Annotated in this window: 18 protein-coding genes and 1 riboswitch; of the genes, 13 read left to right on the forward strand and 5 right to left on the reverse strand. The window is 60.8% G+C overall.

The features are described 5' to 3' along the window. The first annotated feature begins 198 nt into the window (after window positions 1-198). Window positions 199-2,352 (forward strand): EAL domain-containing protein, encoded by a 2,154-nt coding sequence (locus PY793_RS07865; RefSeq protein ID WP_275177543.1) that lies wholly within the window; start codon window positions 199-201, stop codon window positions 2,350-2,352. An 85-nt stretch (window positions 2,353-2,437) separates the two neighbouring features. Here the strand turns inward: PY793_RS07865 and PY793_RS07870 are convergent, their stop codons facing one another. Next, window positions 2,438-3,367, reverse strand: a complete 930-nt coding sequence (locus PY793_RS07870) for a LysR substrate-binding domain-containing protein (RefSeq protein ID WP_275177544.1) — start codon at window positions 3,365-3,367, stop codon at window positions 2,438-2,440. A gap of 190 nt (window positions 3,368-3,557) precedes the next feature. On the opposite strand from PY793_RS07870, the gene PY793_RS07875 reads away from it, so the two are divergent. The 8 genes from PY793_RS07875 (at window position 3,558) to PY793_RS07910 (ending at window position 14,604) form a co-directional block, all read left to right on the forward strand. Continuing rightward, entirely contained in the window at window positions 3,558-6,323 is a 2,766-nt protein-coding gene (locus PY793_RS07875; protein ID WP_275177545.1) for a hypothetical protein, read from the forward strand. Window positions 6,324-6,425: 102 nt separating this feature from the next. Next, on the forward strand, window positions 6,426-6,893 hold the full coding sequence (gene speD, locus PY793_RS07880; RefSeq protein ID WP_275177546.1) for an adenosylmethionine decarboxylase: 468 nt from the start codon (window positions 6,426-6,428) through the stop codon (window positions 6,891-6,893). A 107-nt stretch (window positions 6,894-7,000) separates the two neighbouring features. Beyond that, the gene (speE, locus tag PY793_RS07885; protein WP_275177547.1) at window positions 7,001-7,873 is read left to right on the forward strand and encodes a polyamine aminopropyltransferase; all 873 of its coding nucleotides are present in this window, start codon (window positions 7,001-7,003) and stop codon (window positions 7,871-7,873) included. Between the two features lie 52 nt (window positions 7,874-7,925). Further along, window positions 7,926-8,016: riboswitch (glycine riboswitch) on the forward strand. A 162-nt stretch (window positions 8,017-8,178) separates the two neighbouring features. Then, entirely contained in the window at window positions 8,179-9,315 is a 1,137-nt protein-coding gene (gene gcvT, locus PY793_RS07890; RefSeq protein ID WP_275177548.1) for a glycine cleavage system aminomethyltransferase GcvT, read from the forward strand. Between the two features lie 67 nt (window positions 9,316-9,382). Further along, window positions 9,383-9,748, forward strand: a complete 366-nt coding sequence (gene gcvH, locus PY793_RS07895; RefSeq protein WP_086647277.1) for a glycine cleavage system protein GcvH — start codon at window positions 9,383-9,385, stop codon at window positions 9,746-9,748. A 127-nt stretch (window positions 9,749-9,875) separates the two neighbouring features. After that, window positions 9,876-12,761: an aminomethyl-transferring glycine dehydrogenase gene (gene gcvP, locus PY793_RS07900; RefSeq protein WP_275177549.1), complete on the forward strand. Its 2,886-nt coding sequence runs from the start codon at window positions 9,876-9,878 to the stop codon at window positions 12,759-12,761. Between the two features lie 359 nt (window positions 12,762-13,120). Continuing rightward, complete coding sequence (locus PY793_RS07905; protein ID WP_275177550.1) at window positions 13,121-13,807, forward strand: hypothetical protein; 687 nt, start codon at window positions 13,121-13,123, stop codon at window positions 13,805-13,807. A gap of 131 nt (window positions 13,808-13,938) precedes the next feature. Beyond that, on the forward strand, window positions 13,939-14,604 hold the full coding sequence (locus PY793_RS07910) for a TetR/AcrR family transcriptional regulator (RefSeq protein WP_275177551.1): 666 nt from the start codon (window positions 13,939-13,941) through the stop codon (window positions 14,602-14,604). An 86-nt stretch (window positions 14,605-14,690) separates the two neighbouring features. Here the strand turns inward: PY793_RS07910 and PY793_RS07915 are convergent, their stop codons facing one another. The 4 genes from PY793_RS07915 to PY793_RS07930 form a co-directional block, all read right to left on the reverse strand. Beyond that, a complete protein-coding gene (locus PY793_RS07915; protein WP_275177552.1) occupies window positions 14,691-15,332 on the reverse strand; it encodes a CHAP domain-containing protein in 642 nt (213 codons plus the stop codon). 313 nt (window positions 15,333-15,645) lie between these two features. Then, window positions 15,646-15,996: a RidA family protein gene (locus PY793_RS07920; protein WP_275177553.1), complete on the reverse strand. Its 351-nt coding sequence runs from the start codon at window positions 15,994-15,996 to the stop codon at window positions 15,646-15,648. Window positions 15,997-16,090: 94 nt separating this feature from the next. Beyond that, window positions 16,091-16,765, reverse strand: coding sequence for a nucleotidyltransferase family protein (locus PY793_RS07925; protein ID WP_275177554.1), 675 nt, complete (start codon window positions 16,763-16,765; stop codon window positions 16,091-16,093). After that, on the reverse strand, window positions 16,750-17,859 hold the full coding sequence (locus PY793_RS07930) for an XdhC family protein (protein ID WP_275177555.1): 1,110 nt from the start codon (window positions 17,857-17,859) through the stop codon (window positions 16,750-16,752). The genes PY793_RS07925 and PY793_RS07930 overlap by 16 nt, the downstream gene beginning before the upstream one ends. Window positions 17,860-17,984: 125 nt before the next feature. Here PY793_RS07930 and PY793_RS07935 point away from each other — a divergent pair, with 125 nt between their 5' ends. From PY793_RS07935 to PY793_RS07950, 4 genes are all read left to right on the forward strand, one after another. Further along, window positions 17,985-18,398 carry a host attachment protein gene (locus tag PY793_RS07935; RefSeq protein WP_275177556.1) on the forward strand — a complete coding sequence of 138 codons (414 nt, stop codon included), beginning with the start codon at window positions 17,985-17,987 and terminating at the stop codon, window positions 18,396-18,398. A gap of 99 nt (window positions 18,399-18,497) precedes the next feature. Then, on the forward strand, window positions 18,498-19,175 hold the full coding sequence (locus PY793_RS07940; protein WP_275177557.1) for an MBL fold metallo-hydrolase: 678 nt from the start codon (window positions 18,498-18,500) through the stop codon (window positions 19,173-19,175). A gap of 49 nt (window positions 19,176-19,224) precedes the next feature. Further along, window positions 19,225-19,746 (forward strand): DUF192 domain-containing protein, encoded by a 522-nt coding sequence (locus tag PY793_RS07945; protein WP_275177573.1) that lies wholly within the window; start codon window positions 19,225-19,227, stop codon window positions 19,744-19,746. Between the two features lie 84 nt (window positions 19,747-19,830). Next, window positions 19,831-20,817 carry an NAD-dependent epimerase/dehydratase family protein gene (locus PY793_RS07950; RefSeq protein ID WP_275177558.1) on the forward strand — a complete coding sequence of 329 codons (987 nt, stop codon included), beginning with the start codon at window positions 19,831-19,833 and terminating at the stop codon, window positions 20,815-20,817. Window positions 20,818-21,017 lie beyond the last annotated feature (200 nt).

The following is a 21,017-nucleotide window of genomic DNA, read 5'->3' on the forward strand; positions in this document are numbered from 1 at the left end:
CCCTGCCCGCGCTGAATCGGCAGGTTGAAAAAGGGGAGGATGGAAGAGGAGTAACAAGAGAATGTAGGGTCAAGCGGAATTAGAGAAAATAATAATAAGTTCACAAAAAAACATTTATTTTTCATGTTGTTGTATGACTGATCGGTTGTTAAGGATTTTTCCGTCCTGACCTTGCGGGCTGGATTGAGGCGAAAAAACATGACCTTGCGCTTATTAGAGGTGGACGTGCCCGCGTATTCCAGCCAGCGCCAGATGCGCGATATTGCCAGCAGGGTAGAGCCCGTTCGCGCGACGGAGGCGGGGTCGCATGTTCTGTCTATTTTTCAGGATGATGCGGAACTGGCGGGTATTCCCGTAGTCGATGAGTGCAACCGGCCCATAGGTATTGTGCAGCGGCGGGACTTTTTTTTGCGACTGGGCCAGCGTTTTGGGTACGAGGTGTACGCCAACCGCCCGATCTCCCTGCTGATGGAATGTGAACCCATACTGGTGGATGTGCATGAAAAAGTGTCCGACTTTGTTGCGACAATCCTGAATATCCGCTCACTCAACCAGATCAACGAATTTATCATAACCGAATGTGGCCAGTATTACGGTCTGGGTTCTGCACTCAGCCTTACGCGTTCCCTGCACGCACAGGCCATGGATACCATTAACGAGCTCAACAAGATTGCGGGCGAACTTCGGCAGGCCAACAAAACCATCATGCGTGATAAATCCTTTATTTCCGGTATAGTGGATAATATTCCCACCGCCATTCAGGTGCGGGATATCAGAACAGGTGACATCATTGTGCATAACAAGGCCGCGGAGGAATACGGCCTGCAGACCGCAGCGCCCTACGCGGACATGCTCCTTGACGCCCCCCTGCAACTGGACGGCGAACTGGCCGAAGACCCGTTTTTGTACCAGCAGCCCAAAGCGGTGGAGGAAACACTGTTGGACCGCCAGGGCCGTGCGCGCGTGGTCTCCCGCCATGACCTGCTGATTGCCGATGATGATGGCAACATGCGCTGGAAACTCTGCGTGGCCGACGATATTACCGAATACCGTGATGCCCAGCGCAGGATCGAGCGCCTTGCCCATTACGACAGCCTGACCGGCCTGCCCAACCGTTATTATCTGGGTATCCGCCTGAGCGAGATGTCGCAGGACCTGAACAACCCGTTCGTGCTGCTCTACATAGACCTCGATTACTTCAAATCCATCAACGACATGTATGGTCATAGCGGGGGGGATGAACTGCTGATCGCCGCCGCTGCAAGGCTGAAGGCCTGCTGCCGCGAGGAGGATTTTGTAGCCCGTCTGGGGGGCGATGAATTTGCGGTTATCTGGCAGCATGGCGGCCCTCTGGACGAGATTGAATCCCGGCTGGAGGAACTGGTGACAAGCCTTGGTCGCCCCTACGTCATTCAGGGGGCGGAGGCCAAGTCCGGGGCCAGCATCGGGGCTGCGGGCTTTCCGCTTCAGGCGGGGGATATCACCACCTTGCTGCAATATGCGGATATGGCGCTCTACCGTGCCAAGGCTCTGGGGCGCTGCCAGCACAAGCTGTTTGATACAGCGCTGAGCTACGAAATTCTGGAGCGGGCCGAACTTGTTGCTGCCCTGCACAGGCTGGTGGAGGGGGAGGGGCTGTTACTGCACTATCAGCCCATTTACGGCATTCACGCACGCAAGGTGCAGTCCTACGAGGCGCTGGCCCGCTGGAACCACCCCGAACGCGGCATGATTCCACCTGATGTGTTTATCCGTCTGGCAGAAGAAACAGGGCTGATCCACCAGTTGGGGGAGCGGATCCTGCATCTGGCCTGTAGCGAGGCGCTGAACTGGCCAGAGCAGATCAATGTTTCGGTCAATGTCTCCCCTCTTCAGCTAAAAAACAGAAAATTCCCTGAAATTGTCAAAAATGTTCTGGATAAAACCGGCCTGAACGGCACCCGTCTTGAGGTGGAGATAACCGAAAGCGTGCTGATGGATGAATACGAGTATAAAAACGTTATTCTGAACGAACTCAAGGCGCTTGGCTGCAAGATCAGCATGGATGATTTTGGAACCGGTTATTCCTCACTCAGCTATTTGTGGAAATTCTCATTCGACAAGATCAAAATTGACCGCAGCTTCATTCAGGCGCTGCCAGACCCCACCGCCAAGGAAATCATACAGGCCATTCTGGGCATTGCCAGCATTCGCGCCATGACGGTTACGGTAGAAGGGGTGGAAACAGCAGCCCAGTTGCGCATGGTCAGCAACATGGGCTGTGCGGAGGCGCAGGGTTACTACCTTGGCCGCCCCCAGAAGCATGTCCTTTCCGCCACACAGGGTATGGAAGCGGCTCTGGCGTGGGACTGAGCGGCCACGGTCAGGACTGCTCGCGCGGGCTCCACACGCCGGCCTGTTGTGTCAGGCCCGCAGCATGCCCTGTGCTTGTGGGTTTTTACGGCGTGTGAGCCAGCGCCTGCTCCCACGGCGGAATGGGGGCGTAGCACTGGCTCAGATAGTCGATCATGGCGCGGATTTTAAGAGATACGCTTATGCCAGGCGCATAAACCGCGTGCAGGTCTGGCCCCGCTACGGGGGGCAGGTCCAGTGCCAGCGCACGCAGGCGGCCTGTACGCAGTTCCTCGCTCACAACAAAGACCGGCTGATACACAATGCCTTCGCCCGCCAGTGCGGCTTCACGCAGGACATCACCATTATTTGCGCTGAGCGGCCCGGAAACAGGTACCGTTTTTTCGCCCTTCTCCCCAAAGCTCCAGCGGTTTGCGCTGTTGGTGCTGCTGAGCGTGTAGCCAAGGCACTGGTGCTGGCTCAGGTCCTCTACGCGGGTGGGGGTGCCTGCACGGTCCAGATAAGCAGGGGCGGCGCACACCACCATACGAATGGTGGCCAGCCTGCGGCTGCGCAGGGTGCTGGAGGGCATTTTGCGTATGCGCAGGGTCAGGTCCCAGCCTTCGTCTATCAGGTCCACGGTGCGGTCGTTCAGCCCCAGTTCCACACTCACATGCGGGTGCAAGCGGTTGAACCCGGGCAGGTAGGGCGCCACGTAGCGGATGGCAAAGGAGACAGGCGCGTTCAGCCGCAGGTGGCCGCGTGCTTCGCGCCGCTGCGCGCTTGCGGCAAGCTCCATGTCCTCCATGTCACTCAGAATGCGCTGGCTACCTTCAAGAAACAGGCGTCCCGCCTCGGTGAGCGAGAGGTGGCGTGTGCTGCGGCGGAACAGGGTTACGCCCAGCCGGTCTTCCAGCGTGGTGACATGCTTGGTGACCATGGTGGGGGAGAGCGCCAGCGCACGCGCTGCCGCGCTAAAGCTGCCAAGCTGCACCACCTTAACGAAAACCTGCATACTGGTAAAACGGTCAAGCACGGGGCCGCTCCTGTGGTGGCGGGGCTGGGGGGTGCTGGCTAAAACACATCTGGTGTTCTAGCAGCCCATGTTGGTTTTTGTCATGCTGGGGTAAAGAGCGGGTACGGGGCTGACGCATGGGGTGCGCCGCCTGCGCGGGCTAACAGGCGTGGGCCGGGCTGGCCGGTACTACAAGAAACAGGCAGGGAACGTGGCAGACACGAGGCAGACAGAGCACCGGGTAAACCAGCAGGTCGCGGCCTGTGGTGGGCCGGGCAGGCATATGCCAGACCCGGTTGCATGGGGTGCCGTGGCTGCGGGGGTTTCCGCTGGGCTGGTCCGTGCGGGTTTGGGGCGGGCCATGCTGCTTGGCGCCATGCTGGCGGGACTCGCCCCTTGCGCGCATGCCGCTCCCCTGCGTGCCACGCCCCCTGCCGTGCAGGATGTGGCCCACTCCGATGGCCTGCATGCTTTGCCAGTCACCAGCGTGCAGGCGGATGCACTGCCCCGCGTGGCTGATATGGCACCGGGCCTGTTCCTGCCGCTCGACAGCGCAACCGGGCTTGCGGCGTTCTGGTCGGGGCCGGAACTGATGGTGGTGGTGGACCGTGCCCTGCCAGCCCTGTTCCATCTGCCCGGTGAGGGAAGCATGTTCGACCGGCGTGAAAGCGTGGCGCTGAATGGTGCGACCCTGCTGCGGATTTACCTGCCGGACCACCCGCATATTGCGGTATTGCGCCAAAAGGCTGGCTGGCTGCTCTGTGCCGTTCAGGCCGGTCGTCCGGGGGGGTGTGGCGCGCGCGCGGAAGGGGCGGTGCAGATGGTGGCGCTACCTGCCCGTATCCTCTTTGCCCAAAGCCAGCCCGGCCGGGTGGTGACCCTGCCGGACCCTGTAACAGGGGGCAGGCTGTTTGTGGCCACCACCCGACAGGTGGAAACCCCTTTGCAGCCCCGCTCGGCCGTAGGGTACGCCATACGCCCGACCGTGGCAGGGGTGGTTGTGGCGGCGGATTCGGCGCAGTTGTTCATGCAGCCCACCCCCAGCGGACCCGTGCTGGAGGCCATAGCCGCCCAGCCCGTGCCGGTTGGCCTGCCCGCCCCCTCTCCCAGTGCCAGCGTACGGCAGGGGCAGGACTGGTTCTGGCTAGGTCTGCAGGATGCGCCCACCCCCCAGTTATTACAGAAATGGCGCAGGGCGCGGGACACTCTGGGTCAGGCGGGGGGAGACCCCGCAACCGTTCTGGCGGGGCAGCCGGAGGCCGTGGTCATGACCACATGGGCCATACGGGTCGCGGCGGCACAGGCGGCGTTTGCCGCAGGTTACCCCCAGCAGGCATGGGACCTGCTGCGCGCCCTGCCTGAGTGGCGCGGGCATGATGGTGGTGGCACGGCAGATATGGGGGGTGTGGTGCGTGGCGGCTGGCCGGGGCCGGGTGTGCAGGCCCTGCGCGCCTGTGCGGCCCTGCTGAGCGGGGACATGGCCGGGGCAGCCCCGCTGGCCAGTGCGGACTGGGCCTTTGGCCCGGACATGGTGTTATGGCGTGGCGCGTATTTTATGCTCAGCGGCGCAGACAGCGTGCCCACATCCGTTTTGCTGGCGCGCGGTTATGCCCGGCTGGAGCAGTACCCCGCTCCTGTACGCGCATGGCTTATGCTGCGGGTTACGCAGTATCTGGCCCGGTTTGGTGGGCTGGATGAGCGCGCGGTGCTGGGTTCCCTGCCAGATGACCCGACATACAACCTTGCCCGCATTATGGTGCAGGCCCGCAGCGCACAGCCCGAAACCGCACGCGTTGCACTGGAAAACCTGACCGCCTCCGGCAATGACCGCACGGCCGATATGGCGCGGATGGAGCTCGTGGGTTTTTTGCTGGCGCATGACCAGATCGGGCCGGATATGGCCGCACAGGCCTATGCTCAGGTTCTGGCTGCACAGATGGCCGAAGGGGCCAGGGCGGCCCCCAGCGCCCAACAGGGTGAGGTGAATATTATGCCCGCGTTGCGGCTGGTTTACGCGCAGGCTCTGGCACGGAGCGGGCAGGCCGTGCGCGCAGCGGGGGTGCTGGACGGGCTTGGCGTATCCGAACAGGTTCCGCAGGACAGGCTGGATGCGGCGTGGCGCACGGTGCTGTTTGCGCTGGTGTTTGGCCCACCCCGTGCGGATGTGGCGCAGGGTGCTCTCTCCCATAATGGCCATGGAGCGGTGGGGCGGAAGCGGAGCGGGCATGGGAGCGTGCCCGATGTGGCGCCTGCTACGGACCGTGCCCGGCAGCTTGCGCTGGCAAGGGCCAGTATGGGCCACGTGCCAGATGACCCGCTCAAGGCCAAACTGCTCGCAGGGCTTGGGCGGCAGCTTGTGGATATGGGGCAGTTCGGGCAGGCCATACCCGTTTTGCAGCAGGCGGATGTGCTGGCCATAGAACCGCTGATGCGGGCGGATATAGAGGAGCAGCTTGCGCAGGCCGCACTTCAGGGCAGCCAGCGCCCGCTTGCCCTGCGTGCGCTTGAGCGTAGTGCGTTGGCCGATCTGCCAGAAGACCTTGCCGCCCGCCGCCGGTATGATGAGGCCAGACTGGCCGCAGCCAGCGGCAACCGCGAGGGTGCGCAGACCCTTCTGGCCGAGGATGAATCGGATGTGGGCCTGTCCGTGCGCGGGGCTCTGTATGAGCAGGACCAGCAATGGGCGCAGGCTGTGCTGGTGGTGGGGCGTCTTGCCAGCCGCACCCTGCCAGAACAGGGTGAACTCAGCCCCGCACAGCGTGATCTGGTGATTCGGCTTGCAACGGACGCCGCCGCCGCAGGGGATACGGAAACCCTGCACAGCCTGCGCGCATGGGTGGCGGGGCGCGCCCTTGGGGCGGAGCGGCAGGCGCGGTTTACGGCCCTTCTCAGGCAGGGGCGTAAAGCACCGGTTGTGTCCCTCGGCGGGTATGGCCTGCCATCGCTATTTGACAAATCTGTTAAAGGCCCAAAATAGTTCTTGCACCTATGGGGTAAAAAGCCCTAGTTAGCGCGCTCTTGGCCCAAGGGGGCGATTAATTTCGCCCAACAGGCTGTCTACTGGTTTGGGGGTACGTCAATGAACGCACTTGCTCAACTGGGGATGGTCTCGGAACTCCCGAGCAATAACCAGGCAATTTCTGTTCCGGTCACATTTGAAGATGATGATCGCAAGGATTATTTCGTCGAAAAAGACGGCGAAAAATTTGCAGGGACACACCTGCTGATTGATATGTGGGGGGCCACCAATCTGGACAATCCCGCAAAAATCGACAGCACCCTGTGTGAAGCGGCTCTGGCGGCAGGGGCAACCATTCTGCACAGCCATTTCCATCATTTTACACCCAATGGCGGGGTGTCTGGCGTTGTTGTGCTGGCGGAAAGCCATATTTCCATCCACACATGGCCCGAACGCAACTTTGCGGCGGTCGATATTTTCATGTGTGGCGCATGCGACCCGCATCTGGCTATTCCGGTCATGCAGCGCCTGTTTCAGGCCGAGCAGCTGGACGTAAGTGAAGAGCGCCGCGGCCGCGTGCAGGCTTAAAAGCCCGCGCGGATAAAGCGCAAACTTCCTCTTTATCGGTATTGAACGACGGCTTTGCCCAGGCATTGGGCAAAGCCGTCGCGCCGTGTATGGCAAGGATGGCTGAAATGGCTGAAAACTGGATTGAAGAAACCCTGTACGACAACTGGGGCCAGCGCTTCCGTGTTGTTCGGGAACTGGCGCGCGTTAAAAGCCCGTTTCAGGATATTGTCGTATTTGAAAGCGATTCTCACGGTCGCGTCCTGCTGCTTGATGGCGTGGTGCAGATTACCGAGCGTGATGAGTTCGTTTATCAGGAAATGCTGACCCATGTGCCGTTGTTCACGCACAAGGCACCGCGCCGGGTGCTGATCATTGGCGCGGGGGACGGTGGCGTGCTGCGCCGCGTGCTGGAACACCCCGGTGTTGAAAAAGCCGTAATGGTGGAAATTGATGGCGCAGTCATCGAACTTTCCAAACAACATCTGCCATCCATTGCGGGGGATGCCTGGTCCAGCCCCCGGGCTGAAGTGATCGTGGGTGACGGGATCGACTACGTTGCCAAAGCGGCTGATGGCACATTTGACGTGATTATTGTGGATAGCACGGACCCCATTGGCGTGGGCGAAGTCCTGTTTACCGATAGTTTTTATGAACATTGTGCCCGCGTGCTCAGTGCGGAGGGGCTGATTGTCAACCAGTGTGGCGTGCCCTTCATGCAGGCTGACGAACTGTTTGAAACCAGCGTCCGCCGGGCCAGATATTTCCCCCATGTGTCTGCCTATGTGGCCGCTGTGCCAACCTATGTTGGCGGGTTTATGACGCTGGGTATTGCCTCCAAGGGGCCAAACCCCGCCGGGCAGGAGACAGCCGTTGTGCGCGCCCGTGCCGAACAGGCTGGCATTTTGGGGAAAACCCAGTACTGGACGCCAGAAATCCATACCGGCTCCTTTAACCTGCCGCCCTATATTGCAAGGCATCTGCCCAACGCCAGAGCGTAAAGGCACCCCCGCGACCGTGATTGACTTGCCGTGCAAATAATGTCACGGTCGCACCCGCGCAGAGGGAGAGACCAGCCGTAAAAAGCTGGCGCCGAAGGAGCAACCGCCCCGGAAACTCTCAGGCAAAAGGACCCTGCGCTCTAAACTTCTGGAGAGAGGTGCGTTCGCACCCGCCGACGGGATAGCGATCTCAGGCAAAGGCACAGAAGGGGCAGCGGACGGTCCGGTCCGAAGCTCCGTGTTTTTGTCTTGTGCCCGGCATAGGGTGCGCGCGGAGTTTGGGCCTTTTTTGTAAGGCGGCGTGCATGGGCACCGATTCTTCTCTCCTTCATACTCCCCTCTACACCCTGCATCAGGATTTTGGCGGCAAAATGGTGCCGTTTGCAGGCTATTCCATGCCGTTGCAATATACGGATGGCATTATGGCCGAGCACCGCCATGTGCGCGAACAGGTGGGTCTGTTTGATGTCTCCCACATGGGGCAGGTGCGTATTCGTGCACGCTCTGGCAATGTGGAGGACGCGGCCCGCGCGCTGGAACGTCTGGTACCCGCCGATATTGTGGGCCTTAAAACCAACCGGCAGCGTTATACGCAGTTCACCAACACATCGGGCGGTATTCTGGACGACCTGATGGTGATTGCGCTGGAGGAATGTCTGCTGCTGGTGGTGAACGCCGCATGCAAACAGGCCGACTTTGCCCATATGCAGGACAATCTGGCCGACTGTCTGGTTGAACAGCTGGAGGACCGCGCCCTGCTGGCCCTGCAAGGCCCACTGGCGCAGGACGTGCTGAGCAGCTTTGACGCCGATGCCGCCAGCATGCGCTTTATGGATGTGTGCATGCTCGAAATTGATGGTGCGCGCTGCATAGTCTCGCGCTCGGGCTATACGGGGGAAGACGGGTATGAAATCTCTCTCTCCGCCAAGGATGCAGACCGCGTGGCCCGCCAACTGCTCCAGCACCAGCAGGTCAGGCTGATCGGCCTTGGCGCACGTGACAGCCTGCGGCTGGAAGCCGGGCTGTGCCTGTATGGCTCCGATATTGATGAGACCACAACCCCTGTGGAAGCAGCGCTGGAATGGTCTATCCAGAAATCCCGCCGCACCGGGGGGGCGCGTGCCGGGGGCTTTCCGGGGGCGGATATTATTCTTGAACAGCTTGAAAAAGGCGTAACCCGCCGCCGTGTGGGTCTGCTGCCAACCGGTCGCGCCCCTGTGCGCCACGGCGCCCCCCTGTATGCAGATGCAGCTCTGGCCGACAAGGTGGGCGAGGTCACATCCGGTGCGTTTGGCCCCACACTGGAGGCACCGGTCGCCATGGGGTATGTGGCCACCCCCCACGCCGCTGTGCACACGGAGCTTGTGGCAGAACTGCGCGGGCGTGGTGTGCCTGCCCGCGTGGCGGCCCTGCCTTTGGTGCCTGCGCGCTTCAGGCGTTAAAGCGCTTTTTTCGTTCCAACATTTTTCAGGCAGGCCCCTGTTCGGGGCCTTACGGAGTATTAAGGCAATGACCCTGTATTTTACGAGCGAACACGAATGGCTGCGCGTGGACGGAGATACGGCCGTGGTGGGCATTACCCAGCATGCAGCCGATGAGCTGGGTGAACTGGTGTTTGTGGAAACACGGCCCGCGGGCACGCAGGTCAAGGCGGGTGAGGCTGTGGCGGTTGTGGAATCGGTCAAGGCTGCATCCGATATTTACGCCCCCGTGGATGGCGAGATCGTGGAAGGCAACGCAGCTCTGGCAGATGACCCCTCCACCGTAAGCTCCGACCCGCAGGGTGCGGGCTGGATTGTCAAGTTCCGTCTGAGCAATCCCGCACAGCTTGATGGCCTGATGAATGCAGAGGCCTACGCCGCCTTTATTGGCTGAGCCGCCCCGCTCCACCCTGCCCGCCTGAACGGCGCGCCCGTATGCCCGCCAGAACGGTGCGCGCATACGCGGCGGGGTGTTCCCTGTTGTTTTGCGTTTACCCGTGTGTATCAGGATCGTTCCTCGCATGTTCTCCCAAGTTGAAAACCTGCCCGCTTTTGCAGGGCTTCGGGCCGATGGCGCAGCCTTTGCCTCCCGTCATATTGGCCCCACGCCAGATGAGCAGGCCGCCATGCTGCGCACGGTGGGTGCCAGCTCCCTTGATGAGCTGACCGCCCAGACCCTGCCCGCCGCCATTCGGGTCGGGCAGCCGCTGGGGCTGGGGGAAGGCTGGACCGAAACAGAGGTGCTGGCACATCTGCGCATGCTGGCCGGGCAGAACCGTGTGCTCACCAGCCTGATCGGGCAAGGCTATTACGGCACCGTGCTGCCTGCTGTGATCGGGCGTAACATTCTGGAAAACCCGGCCTGGTACACGGCCTATACACCGTACCAGCCAGAAATCAGTCAGGGACGGCTGGAAGCGCTCCTGAACTTCCAGACCATGGTCACCGAACTGACCGGGCTGGACATTGCCAACGCCTCCCTGCTGGACGAGGCAACGGCCGCAGCGGAAGCCATGGCGCTGGCCAGACGGGTTGCCAGGTCTGCTTCCAGCACGTTCTTTGTGGATGAGGACTGCCACCCCCAGACCATTGCCGTGCTTAAAACACGCGCCGAGCCCATGGGCTTTTGCATACAGGTAGGCAACCCCGCCACAGACCTGAACGCGGCAGACGTGTTTGGCGCGCTGTTCCAGTACCCCGGCTCCTCGGGGCAACTGACCGATCCGCGCGCCTGCGTGCAGGCCTTGCATGCGGCTGGTGGCATTGCCGTTATGGCAGCCGACCCGCTGGCCCTGACCATGCTGGCCTCCCCCGGAGAGATGGGGGCGGATATTGCCATTGGCTCCACCCAGCGTTTTGGCGTGCCCATGGGGTTTGGCGGCCCGCACGCGGCTTATATGGCCGTGCGCGACGCGTATAAGCGGAGCATGCCCGGCCGCCTTGTCGGGGTTTCGGTTGATAGCGAGGGCCGTCCCGCCTACCGCCTTGCGCTGCAAACGCGCGAGCAGCACATCCGGCGCGAAAAAGCGACATCCAACATCTGTACCGCTCAGGTGCTGCTGGCCGTTATTGCGGGTATGTATGCGGTCTATCATGGGCCGGAAGGGCTTAAAGCCATTGCCCGGCGTGTGCACGGGCTGACATGCACGCTGGCTGAAGGCCTGCGCGCGCTTGGCGTAACCGTACGGACCACCGCGTTCTTTGACACGATAACAGTCGATGCGGGCGACGACGCCCCCGCCTTGTTGGCCCGTGCGTATGCAATGGGCCTGAACCTGCGCAACGCAGAGGCAGGCCGCATTGGCGTCAGTCTGGACGAAACCAGCACAATCAAGACCGTGCTCGACGTATGGGCCGTGTTCTGCACCGACCGCGACCGCATGGGGCATATGGCGCTTAAGCTGGGTCAGGCTGCCTCGACCGTGCCGGTGGCGCTGGTCCGCCAGTCCGCCTTCATGCGGCAGGCCGTGTTTGGCTCCTGCCGCTCCGAGACCGATATGCTGCGTTACCTGCGCCGCCTGTCTGACAAGGATCTGGCGCTTGACCGGACCATGATCCCCCTTGGCTCCTGCACCATGAAGCTGAATGCCACGGTGGAAATGCTGCCCATTACGTGGCCCGGCTTTTGTGACCTGCACCCCTACGCCCCGGCTGATCAGACACAGGGTTACCAGAGCCTTCTGGCCGACCTTGAGCGCTGGCTGTGCGCGATCAGCGGGTATGATGCGGTGTCCTTCCAGCCTAATTCGGGTGCGCAGGGCGAGTACGCGGGCCTTCTGGCCATTCGTGCCTACCACCGCGCGCGCGGGCAGGGCGGGCGCAATGTGTGCCTTATTCCCGCTTCTGCCCATGGTACCAACCCGGCTTCCGCCCAGATGGCGGGCATGAGCGTGGTGGTGGTCAAATGCGATGCGGAAGGCAACATTGATCTGCAAGACATGCAGGCCAAGGTTGCTGCCCATGCGGCGGACCTGTCCGCTGTGATGATCACCTATCCCTCCACCCATGGCGTGTTTGAAGAGAACATGCGCGCCATCTGCGATATGGTGCATGCGGCAGGCGGGCAGGTTTATGTGGATGGCGCTAACATGAACGCGCAGGTCGGCCTTGCCCGGCCAGCGGATTATGGCGGGGATGTCAGTCACTTCAACCTGCACAAGACCTTCTGCATCCCCCATGGCGGGGGTGGTCCGGGCATGGGGCCTATTGGCGTGCGGGCCCATCTGGCCCCCTTCCTGCCGGGTAATCCGGCGGATGCGGCGGTGGATGTCGCCGTCAGTGCGGCCCGGTTTGGCTCGGCCTCTATCCTGCCTATCTCATGGGCGTATATCCGCCTGATGGGGGATGAAGGGCTGAAACGTGCAACGCAGGTGGCAATCCTGAACGCCAACTACATTGTCAGCCGTCTGTCCGGTGCCTATCCGGTGCTGTACCGTGGGGCCAAGGGCCGGGTTGCGCATGAGTGTATTCTGGACCTGCGCCCGATCAGGGATACAACGGGCGTGACCGTGGATGACATGGCCAAGAGGCTGGTGGATTACGGGTTCCATGCCCCCACGGTCAGTTTTCCGGTTGCGGGCACGTTCATGATCGAACCGACTGAATCCGAAGGCAAGGCCGAGCTTGACCGCTTTTGTGATGCCATGCTGGCTATGCGTGAAGAAGTGCGCGCGGTGGAGCAGGGCACGGTTACGGCCGAGCAGTCCGTGCTGCGCCACGCACCGCATACGGGTGCTGCGGTTACGGCACAGATATGGGAGCACTCTTACAGCCGCCAGCAGGCGTGCTTCCCCTCCGGTGTCAGCCCGGCCACCAAATACTGGCCCAATGTCGCCCGGATCGACAACGTATACGGGGACCGCAACCTTGTGTGTTCCTGCCCCGATATTGCGGAATGGATGGAATAATTATCGTCCACACCATCGGCTTACAGCAGGGCGGACCGGAGGTTTTACTCCGGGCCGCCCTTTGTGTTTGTGGGGAGGGCAGGGTGCCCGCGTCCGTGGCGTGTAGCGCGGGCGTGTTTTCTGGCGGTGTTGGTCTTGCCATTCGGGCCTGCATGCGGGCCTGGCAGGAGCCTGTTGTCCGCGAGTATGTGGTAGATAGTCCGGACAATGTATGGAGAGGTTTTTCAGTCATGGGGTTAGCGTTTGACAGAGGCTGAAGCGCAGAATAAAAACGAAACAGTTTCGTTTCTTAAAATATCAGCCAAACCTGCCTTTGGCTCCGGCAGGGGCTGCCCCTATGCCAGAGGATGCAAAAATCCGTGCCAGTATTGGCTGATTTATCCACCTGTTTCACGCCAGAGCCATTACGTGGGCGTGTGACGCCTTTATGGCGCAGGCGCTTTACCCTGTTTTACGCTTTCCTGCGGGGGAGGTGTGGCATGGTGCAGCGGGTGTATGCGCGTGCCAATACTTTGCGGCCTGTCTGGTCGCATAAGGGCGCTCGGGGCATTGCCGGAGGGCTGGCAGTCACGTTCTGGCTTGCGGCCTTCCCGGCGCTGGCCCAACAGTCCCAGTCCCAGTCCCAGTCCCAGTCCCAGTCCCAGTCCCAGTCCCAGCCTGTAATGCAGCCGCTGGTCTGCGGGCCAAATGATGGGCGGCTGAATGTGCGGGTGGAGGAACTTGGTGCTGTGGTTGGCTACCAGTGGGGGCGTGGTACGCTCGAACTGGGTGGGCATACCTACCAGATTGTGGTGCACGGTGGTGGTGTGCTGGCGGTGGGGCGTGCTTTTTTTTCCGCCGCAGGCTGTGTCAGCAACATTACCCGCCCCGAGGATTTTAGCGGCACCTACTGGTCAACCGGAGGTAGCGCGGTGGTGGGGCAGGGGCGTGGAGTCATGCTGATGGAAAATGCCCACGGCGTGGATGTGCATCTGGCCGAACAGGCGCAGGGTGTTCTCATGTCCTGGCAGATTGCCCGGCTGGATATGGAGCTTGTGCCCGACTGATCCTGCCTGCCGGGGCAATTATCTGGCATGTGTTTCCTCCTGTGGGGCTGACACTGGCTTTTCTGCTACAGGCAGAGGGAGTAATGTGGAGCCGGGTTTTTGGGTAAACAGCAGATGGGTTGACCGGGTTTATGGCAGACGGAGTAGCACATACGGGTGGTCGCCCGTCGTATGAGGCGGCAGAAGAACTGGACCGTACGGTTATTGCCACAGCGACCACGGTATTCATGCGCGCAGGATACGCAGGCACGTCTGTTGAGCATATTGCCAAGGTTATCGGTTGCTCCAAGGCAACGATTTATCGGCGCTATCCTTCAAAAAAAGAGCTGTTCAGGGCCGTGGTGCAAGAACGCTGCCAGGACCTTGTCGGCATTTTGCAGGTTGAGCCGGGGAGCGTGGCCAACCCGATGGACGCCATAAAGGATATGCAGCGTCGTCTGCTGGATTTTCTGCTGGTGCCGGAAACGGTGGAAACCTACCGGATTCTTATTATGGACTGTCAGCAGTTTGCCAGTATTACGGAAGATCTGGACCGGGCTATAGAACTGCTGCACGAGCGGATGAAAATTTTGCTGGGCAAGGTGTTGGGCTGGCCGAACACACCGGGGAACCTGGCCGAAATCGCGGTGCTGGAAATGAGCCTGCGCGGTCTGGTAACAGGCTGGCCGCTGCATCAGGTGTTAAGCGGGCGCAAGCCATTTGCAACTGACGCTGTCAAACGTCATTTTTTTGAGGCAAGCTGGAATGTGCTGGAAAGTGCTGTGCGTGTCCGCATCGCTTCTGGCCCGCCGGGGTAAGGGGTGCAGGCCAGAAACATGGTAAAAAAATACCCCGTTCAGGCTGACTGAGCGGGGTATGAACGCGCGGGTAGCAGGTAAACTGCTTACGGAGCTGAGACGGCAGGCTGTGCCCCGGCAGGTGCCTGCGCCAGCTGGGTGGCAGGTACCTTGTTGGCCCAGGCCGTCATGACTTCCTGCTTCAGGCTGTCGGGGGTGGCCTTTCTGCTGGCCGAATGGGGGTAGATAAAGCCATAGGTAGGGTAGATGGAGCCGTAGCTGCTGCGGCTGTTCAGAGCCACGCGCACGGCAGACCAGTCATTGTTGGGAGACACGTCTATAACAGACACGTTGCGGCTGATCCCGGCCTGCGCCCAGTGTGCCTGATCAATCACAATGGTACGGCTGTCCACAACGTTACGCACAACGGCAACGTGGCCAAGTGGCATACGACGTGTGGCGCGGAAGTTGAGAACGCTGCCTGCCTTGGGTTCCAGCCCCCGGTCGTACACACCGGCGGCATTGTGCCACCAGTCCCGCGCATTGCCACGCAGCACCACATCGGATGCGGACTTGGCATAGGTTACGCACTGGATCACGTGGCCGGAGTGGCGGTGATGGTGGGCGGATGCGGCATGCACGTTGCGGTGAGCCGTGCGTGCCTGAGCCGTGCAGGTGAGGAAGGAAGCAGTAACAAAGGACACAACGGCCAGCGTAAGTTTTAGCTTTTTAGACCGTCCATCCTGCATCGTATCTGCCTTTCCCTGGCTTACTTTAGTTTTAGGTCAGCTGCATGTTCTGGGGTCAGGTATAAACATCAATGCAGATCAGGCAAGCGTTGTTTGCGCGGCAAAAACACGAAAGTGACTATTTGCCAAAAAGAACCGGGTTGAAAATAAAAAATAGGAATTAATTCCTATAATCTGTCACGAGATTGCCTTAATTCAGCGTGACAGGCCATATCTGGCAAGCAGGGGATAAAAGCCGGGCTGATTTTGATTCGGTGCATCTGTGGCTAAAAAACCACGTCCGCAAAAGGTCAGCCCGGCAGATCAGGCTGGCTTATTTGGTGGTGACCAGCATGATTTCAACCAGCATGCGCGGGTCGGCCAGAATTCCCTGCACACAGGCGCGCGCAGGGGCCATGCCTTCTGGCAGCCAGGCGCTCCACAGGGTGTTCAGCTTGTCGCGGTCGTTAATGTCCTTCAGCCAGATCTGGGCCTGAAGCAGACGGGTATTGTCGGTCCCGTGCTGTTCGAGCAGGGCATCAAGCTGTGCCAGCACGTCGCGGGTCTGGCCTTCCATGTCCTGGTCCAGATCACGGGCGACAACACCCTGAGTGTACACAAAGCCGTGGTATTCCACCGCAGCGGACAGAATCGGGTTGGGGTTGGTGCGCAGGATTTTGCTCATAAAAAACACTTCCTTGTGGATGGTCGGAACAAAAGGCGCATGTGCTTCCAAAGCACATGCGGTTCCACAGTTTTCGGAGCGATCGGGGCTGCGGTCAACCGGGGGGTGGCGCCATGCGGGCAAACTGTTCCAGTCTGTCGGGGGTATCAAAGTCTTCCAGCAGGGCTGCCGGGGCGGGGAGCAGGCGCACGGCGGGCCCAAGTGCGCGCAGGATGGCCCGTCCGCCCTGATCCCCCGTGATTCCGAGCAGAGTGGCAAACTGGGTGCTGGACCATACAACCGGGTTGCCCGGCTTGTTGTGTCTTTGCGCGGCCATGGCGGGGGCTTGCGTGGTGTGCTGCTCATAAAGCAGGGCGTTCAGCAGATGGGTGGGTACAAGGGGCATATCGCCCAGACAGACCAGCAGGCTGGTGGCAGGCATGGCCTGTGCCGCGCGGACCCCCGCCCGAAGCGAGGCAGAAAGTCCATCTGCTGCATCCACCACATATTGTGTGCTCAGGCGTGCGCCGTATTCGGGCAGGTCGTGGGTCAGGGCGGCCAGTTCTGGCCGGTTGGGGGGGAGCAGCACCAGTACATGGGCGGCTGTGCTGCGCAGGGTGTTGCGCAGGGTACGGACCAGCATGGGGCAGCCTGTGGCATCGGGGGCAAGCAGCTTGTGCTGCGCTCCTGTGCGGGAGGATTGGCCTGCCGCCAGCACAATGGCCAGAGTGCCTGCGAGTCTCTGTGCCAGAGCACCGCCCTGCGCGGGGAGCATCAGGGGTATTGCCACCCGCGCGCCTGCGCCAGCGGGGCCTGCCTGCGCACGGCCACAATATCGGCCAGAATGGATAGGGCTATTTCCTCCGCGCCTACAGCACCTATGGCCAGCCCTATGGGGCCGCGTATGCGGGCCAGTTCTGCCTTGGCAAAGCCCAGTGCGCGCAGGCGTTCCATGCGGCTGGCCTGCGTTTTGCGCGAGCCCAGCGCACCAATATAGAATGCGGGGCTGCGCAGGGCTTCCTCCAGCGTGGGGTCATCCAGCTTGGCGTCATGCGTCAGGGTGGCAATGGCGGTCATGGGGTCTATGCCCAGTGTCTGCATGGCCTCGTCCGGCCATTCGGCCAGCAGGGTCTGCCCCGGAACAAGGCCGGGAAAACGCTGGACCGTAGCCAGTGCCGCGCGTGGGTCAATCACAATCGGGGCCAGCCCGATCATGCTGGCCATGTGCGCCAGAGACTGGGCAATATGGACAGCCCCCACAATAAGCAGGCGTGGGGCTGGCACCAGAGGCTGCACAAACCACTCCTGCCCGGTGGCGTCGGCCTCTGCTCCACTCCGGCCGTGTTGCATGCGGGCATGGGCTGCCGCACAGATTTCGGGCGGGCAGGCACCAAATTGCACAGAGCTGCCCTGCCCGGTTTGCACAACAAGTGCGTGCTGCGTACCATTTTGCAGGCGGACCAAGGCTGCCGCCTGTCGGTTTGCCATGCACGCACAGGCCCGTTCAAGCAGTGCAAGGGGGAAGGTTCCGGTGGGGCAGGCGGGGGAGTTTATGGCTTCCACCTGCACGTCCAGCCGCCCGCCACAGGCCAGCCCGACCTCCCACGCACGGGCGCTGCTGACACCATATTCCAGTGTTTGTGCGGGGCTTCCGGCCATAATGTCCTGAGCGTGGGTCATGACATCGGTTTCCACGCATCCACCGCTGACCGAGCCTTCCACCGCACCGCTGGCGCTTATGGCCATGCTGCTCCCCGCAGGGCGGGGAGAACTGCCCCACGTGCCGGTTACGGTGGCAAGGGCGGTGGGCTCACCCCCCCGCGCCCAGGCCAGCGCATGGTCCAGTGGGGTCAGGAGTTGGGGAGGGGGGGCTGGAACTGTCATGATCGTTGCCTATATCACTATGCACACAGACTGCCCATTGGCAGCAGAACAGGCCAGAAGCCGCGTGACTGCACAGCAACAATGGGGACGGGCTGTACGATTTTGGACCTAAGGATATATTTTCCATGACTGAAGAACGAGACGGCCTGATTGTTTACGTGGCGGCTGATGGCGGCAAAGTACGCTTTTTGCATGATGCGCAGGGTGAAATGCGCGACGTAACGGACCTTAAGGCTGAAGGCCACGAAGATACCCCTGGCAAACTCCCGCCCGAAACCGACCCCCGCACAGCCGCCAAGGAAGGTTTTGCCCGTAACGTGGCGGATCGTATTAACGCCATGGTTGCCCATGGTGCCAACGTGGCGGGCTTTGTTATTGCTGCCCCTGCTCCCATTATGCACGATATCCGCACCCATCTGAGCAAGCCAGCCGAAGCCAAGGTGATCAAGACGCTGATCAAGGACCTGACCAACATTCCGGCGCATGATCTGCATAAGCATTTTGATATTCCGGCCACCGGCTGGGTGCTGCCGGGCTAAAAAAGCCTTAAGTCGCATACGGAAAGCTGCCAGATGGTTCCGTCTGGCAGCTTTTTTTTGGCATACTGTCCAGAACACGGCGCAAAAGAGAGGTCACATATGCAGGTTTCCTACCCCGGCATGCAGCTACGCATCGTTCCGGTTACTCCGTTCCGGCAGAACTGCTCCATCCTGTGGCATGAAGGGACGGGGGGGTGCATCATGGTCGATGTGGGGGGAGATGCGGATGTGCTGCTTGATTTTGTAAGTCGCAGGTCCCTGAACGTGGAGGCCCTTGTGCTGACCCACGGCCATCTGGACCACGCCGGAGGTGTTATGGCGCTGTGCCGTGGGCTGGAGGCGCAGGGCAAGCCCCGTCCGGCGGTGGTCGGGCCGGATGAGCGTGATGCGTTTTTGCTCTCTTCCATAACCGATCAGGCCCGCCATTTTGGTCTTTCAGGGCTGGAGAACGCCTCGGTCGACCGTTTTGCGCGTGATGGAGAGGTGCTGGAGTATCTGGGCTGTCAGTTGCGTGTGGTGCATGTGCCCGGCCATACACCGGGGCATGTGGTGCTGGTGGATGAGCGCGCCCGCTTTGCCTTTGTGGGGGATGTGCTGTTCCGTGGTTCTGTCGGCCGGACGGATTTTGCCTATGGGAACGGTGCACAGCTTATACAGGGTATACGCCAAAAGCTGCTGCCGCTGGGGGATGATATTGTGATAGTCCCCGGTCATGGTGGATTGTCCACACTGGGCGCGGAGCGGACGGGTAACCCGTTTTTGCAGGACGCGCACTGAGTGCAGGAGAAAACAGGACGTGAAGAACAAACAACTGTTCGGGCTGCTTATGGCCGCGCTGGTGGGGAGTGCGGGGGCAACATGGGGCCTGCCCGCTCTGGCGGAAGAGGGAGAGCCCACGCAGGCCCAGCCGGTTCTGGCTAAAGAGCCGCTGAGCATTGTCTCGGCTTCGGGTCGGCATGTTTTTTCTGTCGAGCTGGCCAGAACCCCACGTGAGCAACAGGTAGGCGAGATGTTCCGCACACAGGTGCCAGCCGATGGAGGCATGCTGTTCCCGTGGGGTGCGCCCCAGCAGAGCGATATGTGGATGGAAAACACCCTTGTTCCGCTGGATATTGTTTTTATCGGCCCCGACCTGCGTGTGCAGGCGATTGTGGAAAACGCCGTGCCGCAAAGTCTGGCCCATATCAGCAGCCACGGCCCTGCACTGGCGACACTGGAACTGGCTGGTGGCGTCACCGCCAGACTGGGCATTATGGTGGGGGACAAGGTGGAGGCGGCATCTCTGGCAGCGGCAGTCCCCGTTGCCTCCGTGCCACAGGCAGTCCAGCCAGCCGTAAAAAAGCCCTGACGTGCCACCCCTGCTCCGCTAGAAGCACCTTACATGGCACCGGGCTGGCGGAGCTTGGGTGCACTTAGCTCACGAGGCGGGAATTTGACATTTCTGGTAACCGGTGCAGCCGGGTTTATTGGTTTTCATGTTGCACGGGCATTGCTCGAACGTGGCGACCGGGTGATCGGGGTTGATAACCTGACACCCTGCCCGGACCCGAATTTAAAAAAAAGCCGCCTGCTCCTGCTGGAGCAATATCCCGGCTTTACCCTGCATGGGCTGGATATCAGCCAGCCCGATGCCCTTATGGCGCTTGCTGCCAGAGAGCCGCATGTGCGCGGCATTTTCCACTTTGCAGCGCAGGCAGGGGTCCGCCACTCACTCGACAATCCTTATGTATTCGCCGATGCCAACGTGCGTGGGCATATTGCCGTGCTGGAAATGGCCCGCAGGCTGCCCCGGCTGGAGCATCTGGTTTACGCCTCTTCTTCCTCCGTTTACGGCCGCAACAGTAAACTGCCGTTCTGCGAGACAGACCCAGTGGAGCAGCCTGCCTCCTTCTATGCCGTAAGCAAGCGCAGTGCGGAGCTTGCGTCCTCCACCTACAGTTACCTGTATGGTATTCCCCAGACCGGGTTGCGGTTTTTTACCGTGTATGGCCCGTGGGGGCGGCCGGACATGGCCTATTACAGCTTTGCCCGCGCCATTATGGAGGGGCGGCCAGTCCCGCTGTATGGTGGTCGCGCCCTCTCGCGCGATTTTACATTTATTGCGGATGTGGTGTCCGCCGTGCTGGCGGTGTTTGATAAGCCCCCCGCACCTGACATGGCCCGGGTGCTCAACGTAGGCAGCCAGCGCCCCCAGAGCGTGCGCAAACTCATAGAAGCGCTCGAAGAGGTGCTGGAAACCAAAGCCCTTATTGACGGCCAGCCCCGTCCTGCAGCGGACGTGGAAAAAACATGGGCCGACATTACCGCCATCCGCCAGCTTACAGGCTGGCAGCCCCGGACCGAGCTGATTGATGGCGTGGCAGCCTTTGTCCGCTGGTATTGTTTTTATGGCTCCGCGCCGTTCATGGACATTTTGTAACATATTTAATGATTATTTTTATGATGGTTTTAAGAGTTTTTATGGGTTTATGAATCGGCTTAGGTGTTGGTTTTCTGGGGTTTTAAGTGTTTTTTTGGTTAGGGGTTGACGTGTAGGTGTTTGGGGGTATAGAAGCTGCTTCACCGAGACGAAGTGATCTTGGCGGGTTTAAGATTTTCTGCTAAGGTTTTTGGCTCTTT

Source organism: Acetobacter fabarum, from assembly GCF_029069195.1.
GTDB lineage: Bacteria > Pseudomonadota > Alphaproteobacteria > Acetobacterales > Acetobacteraceae > Acetobacter > Acetobacter fabarum_A.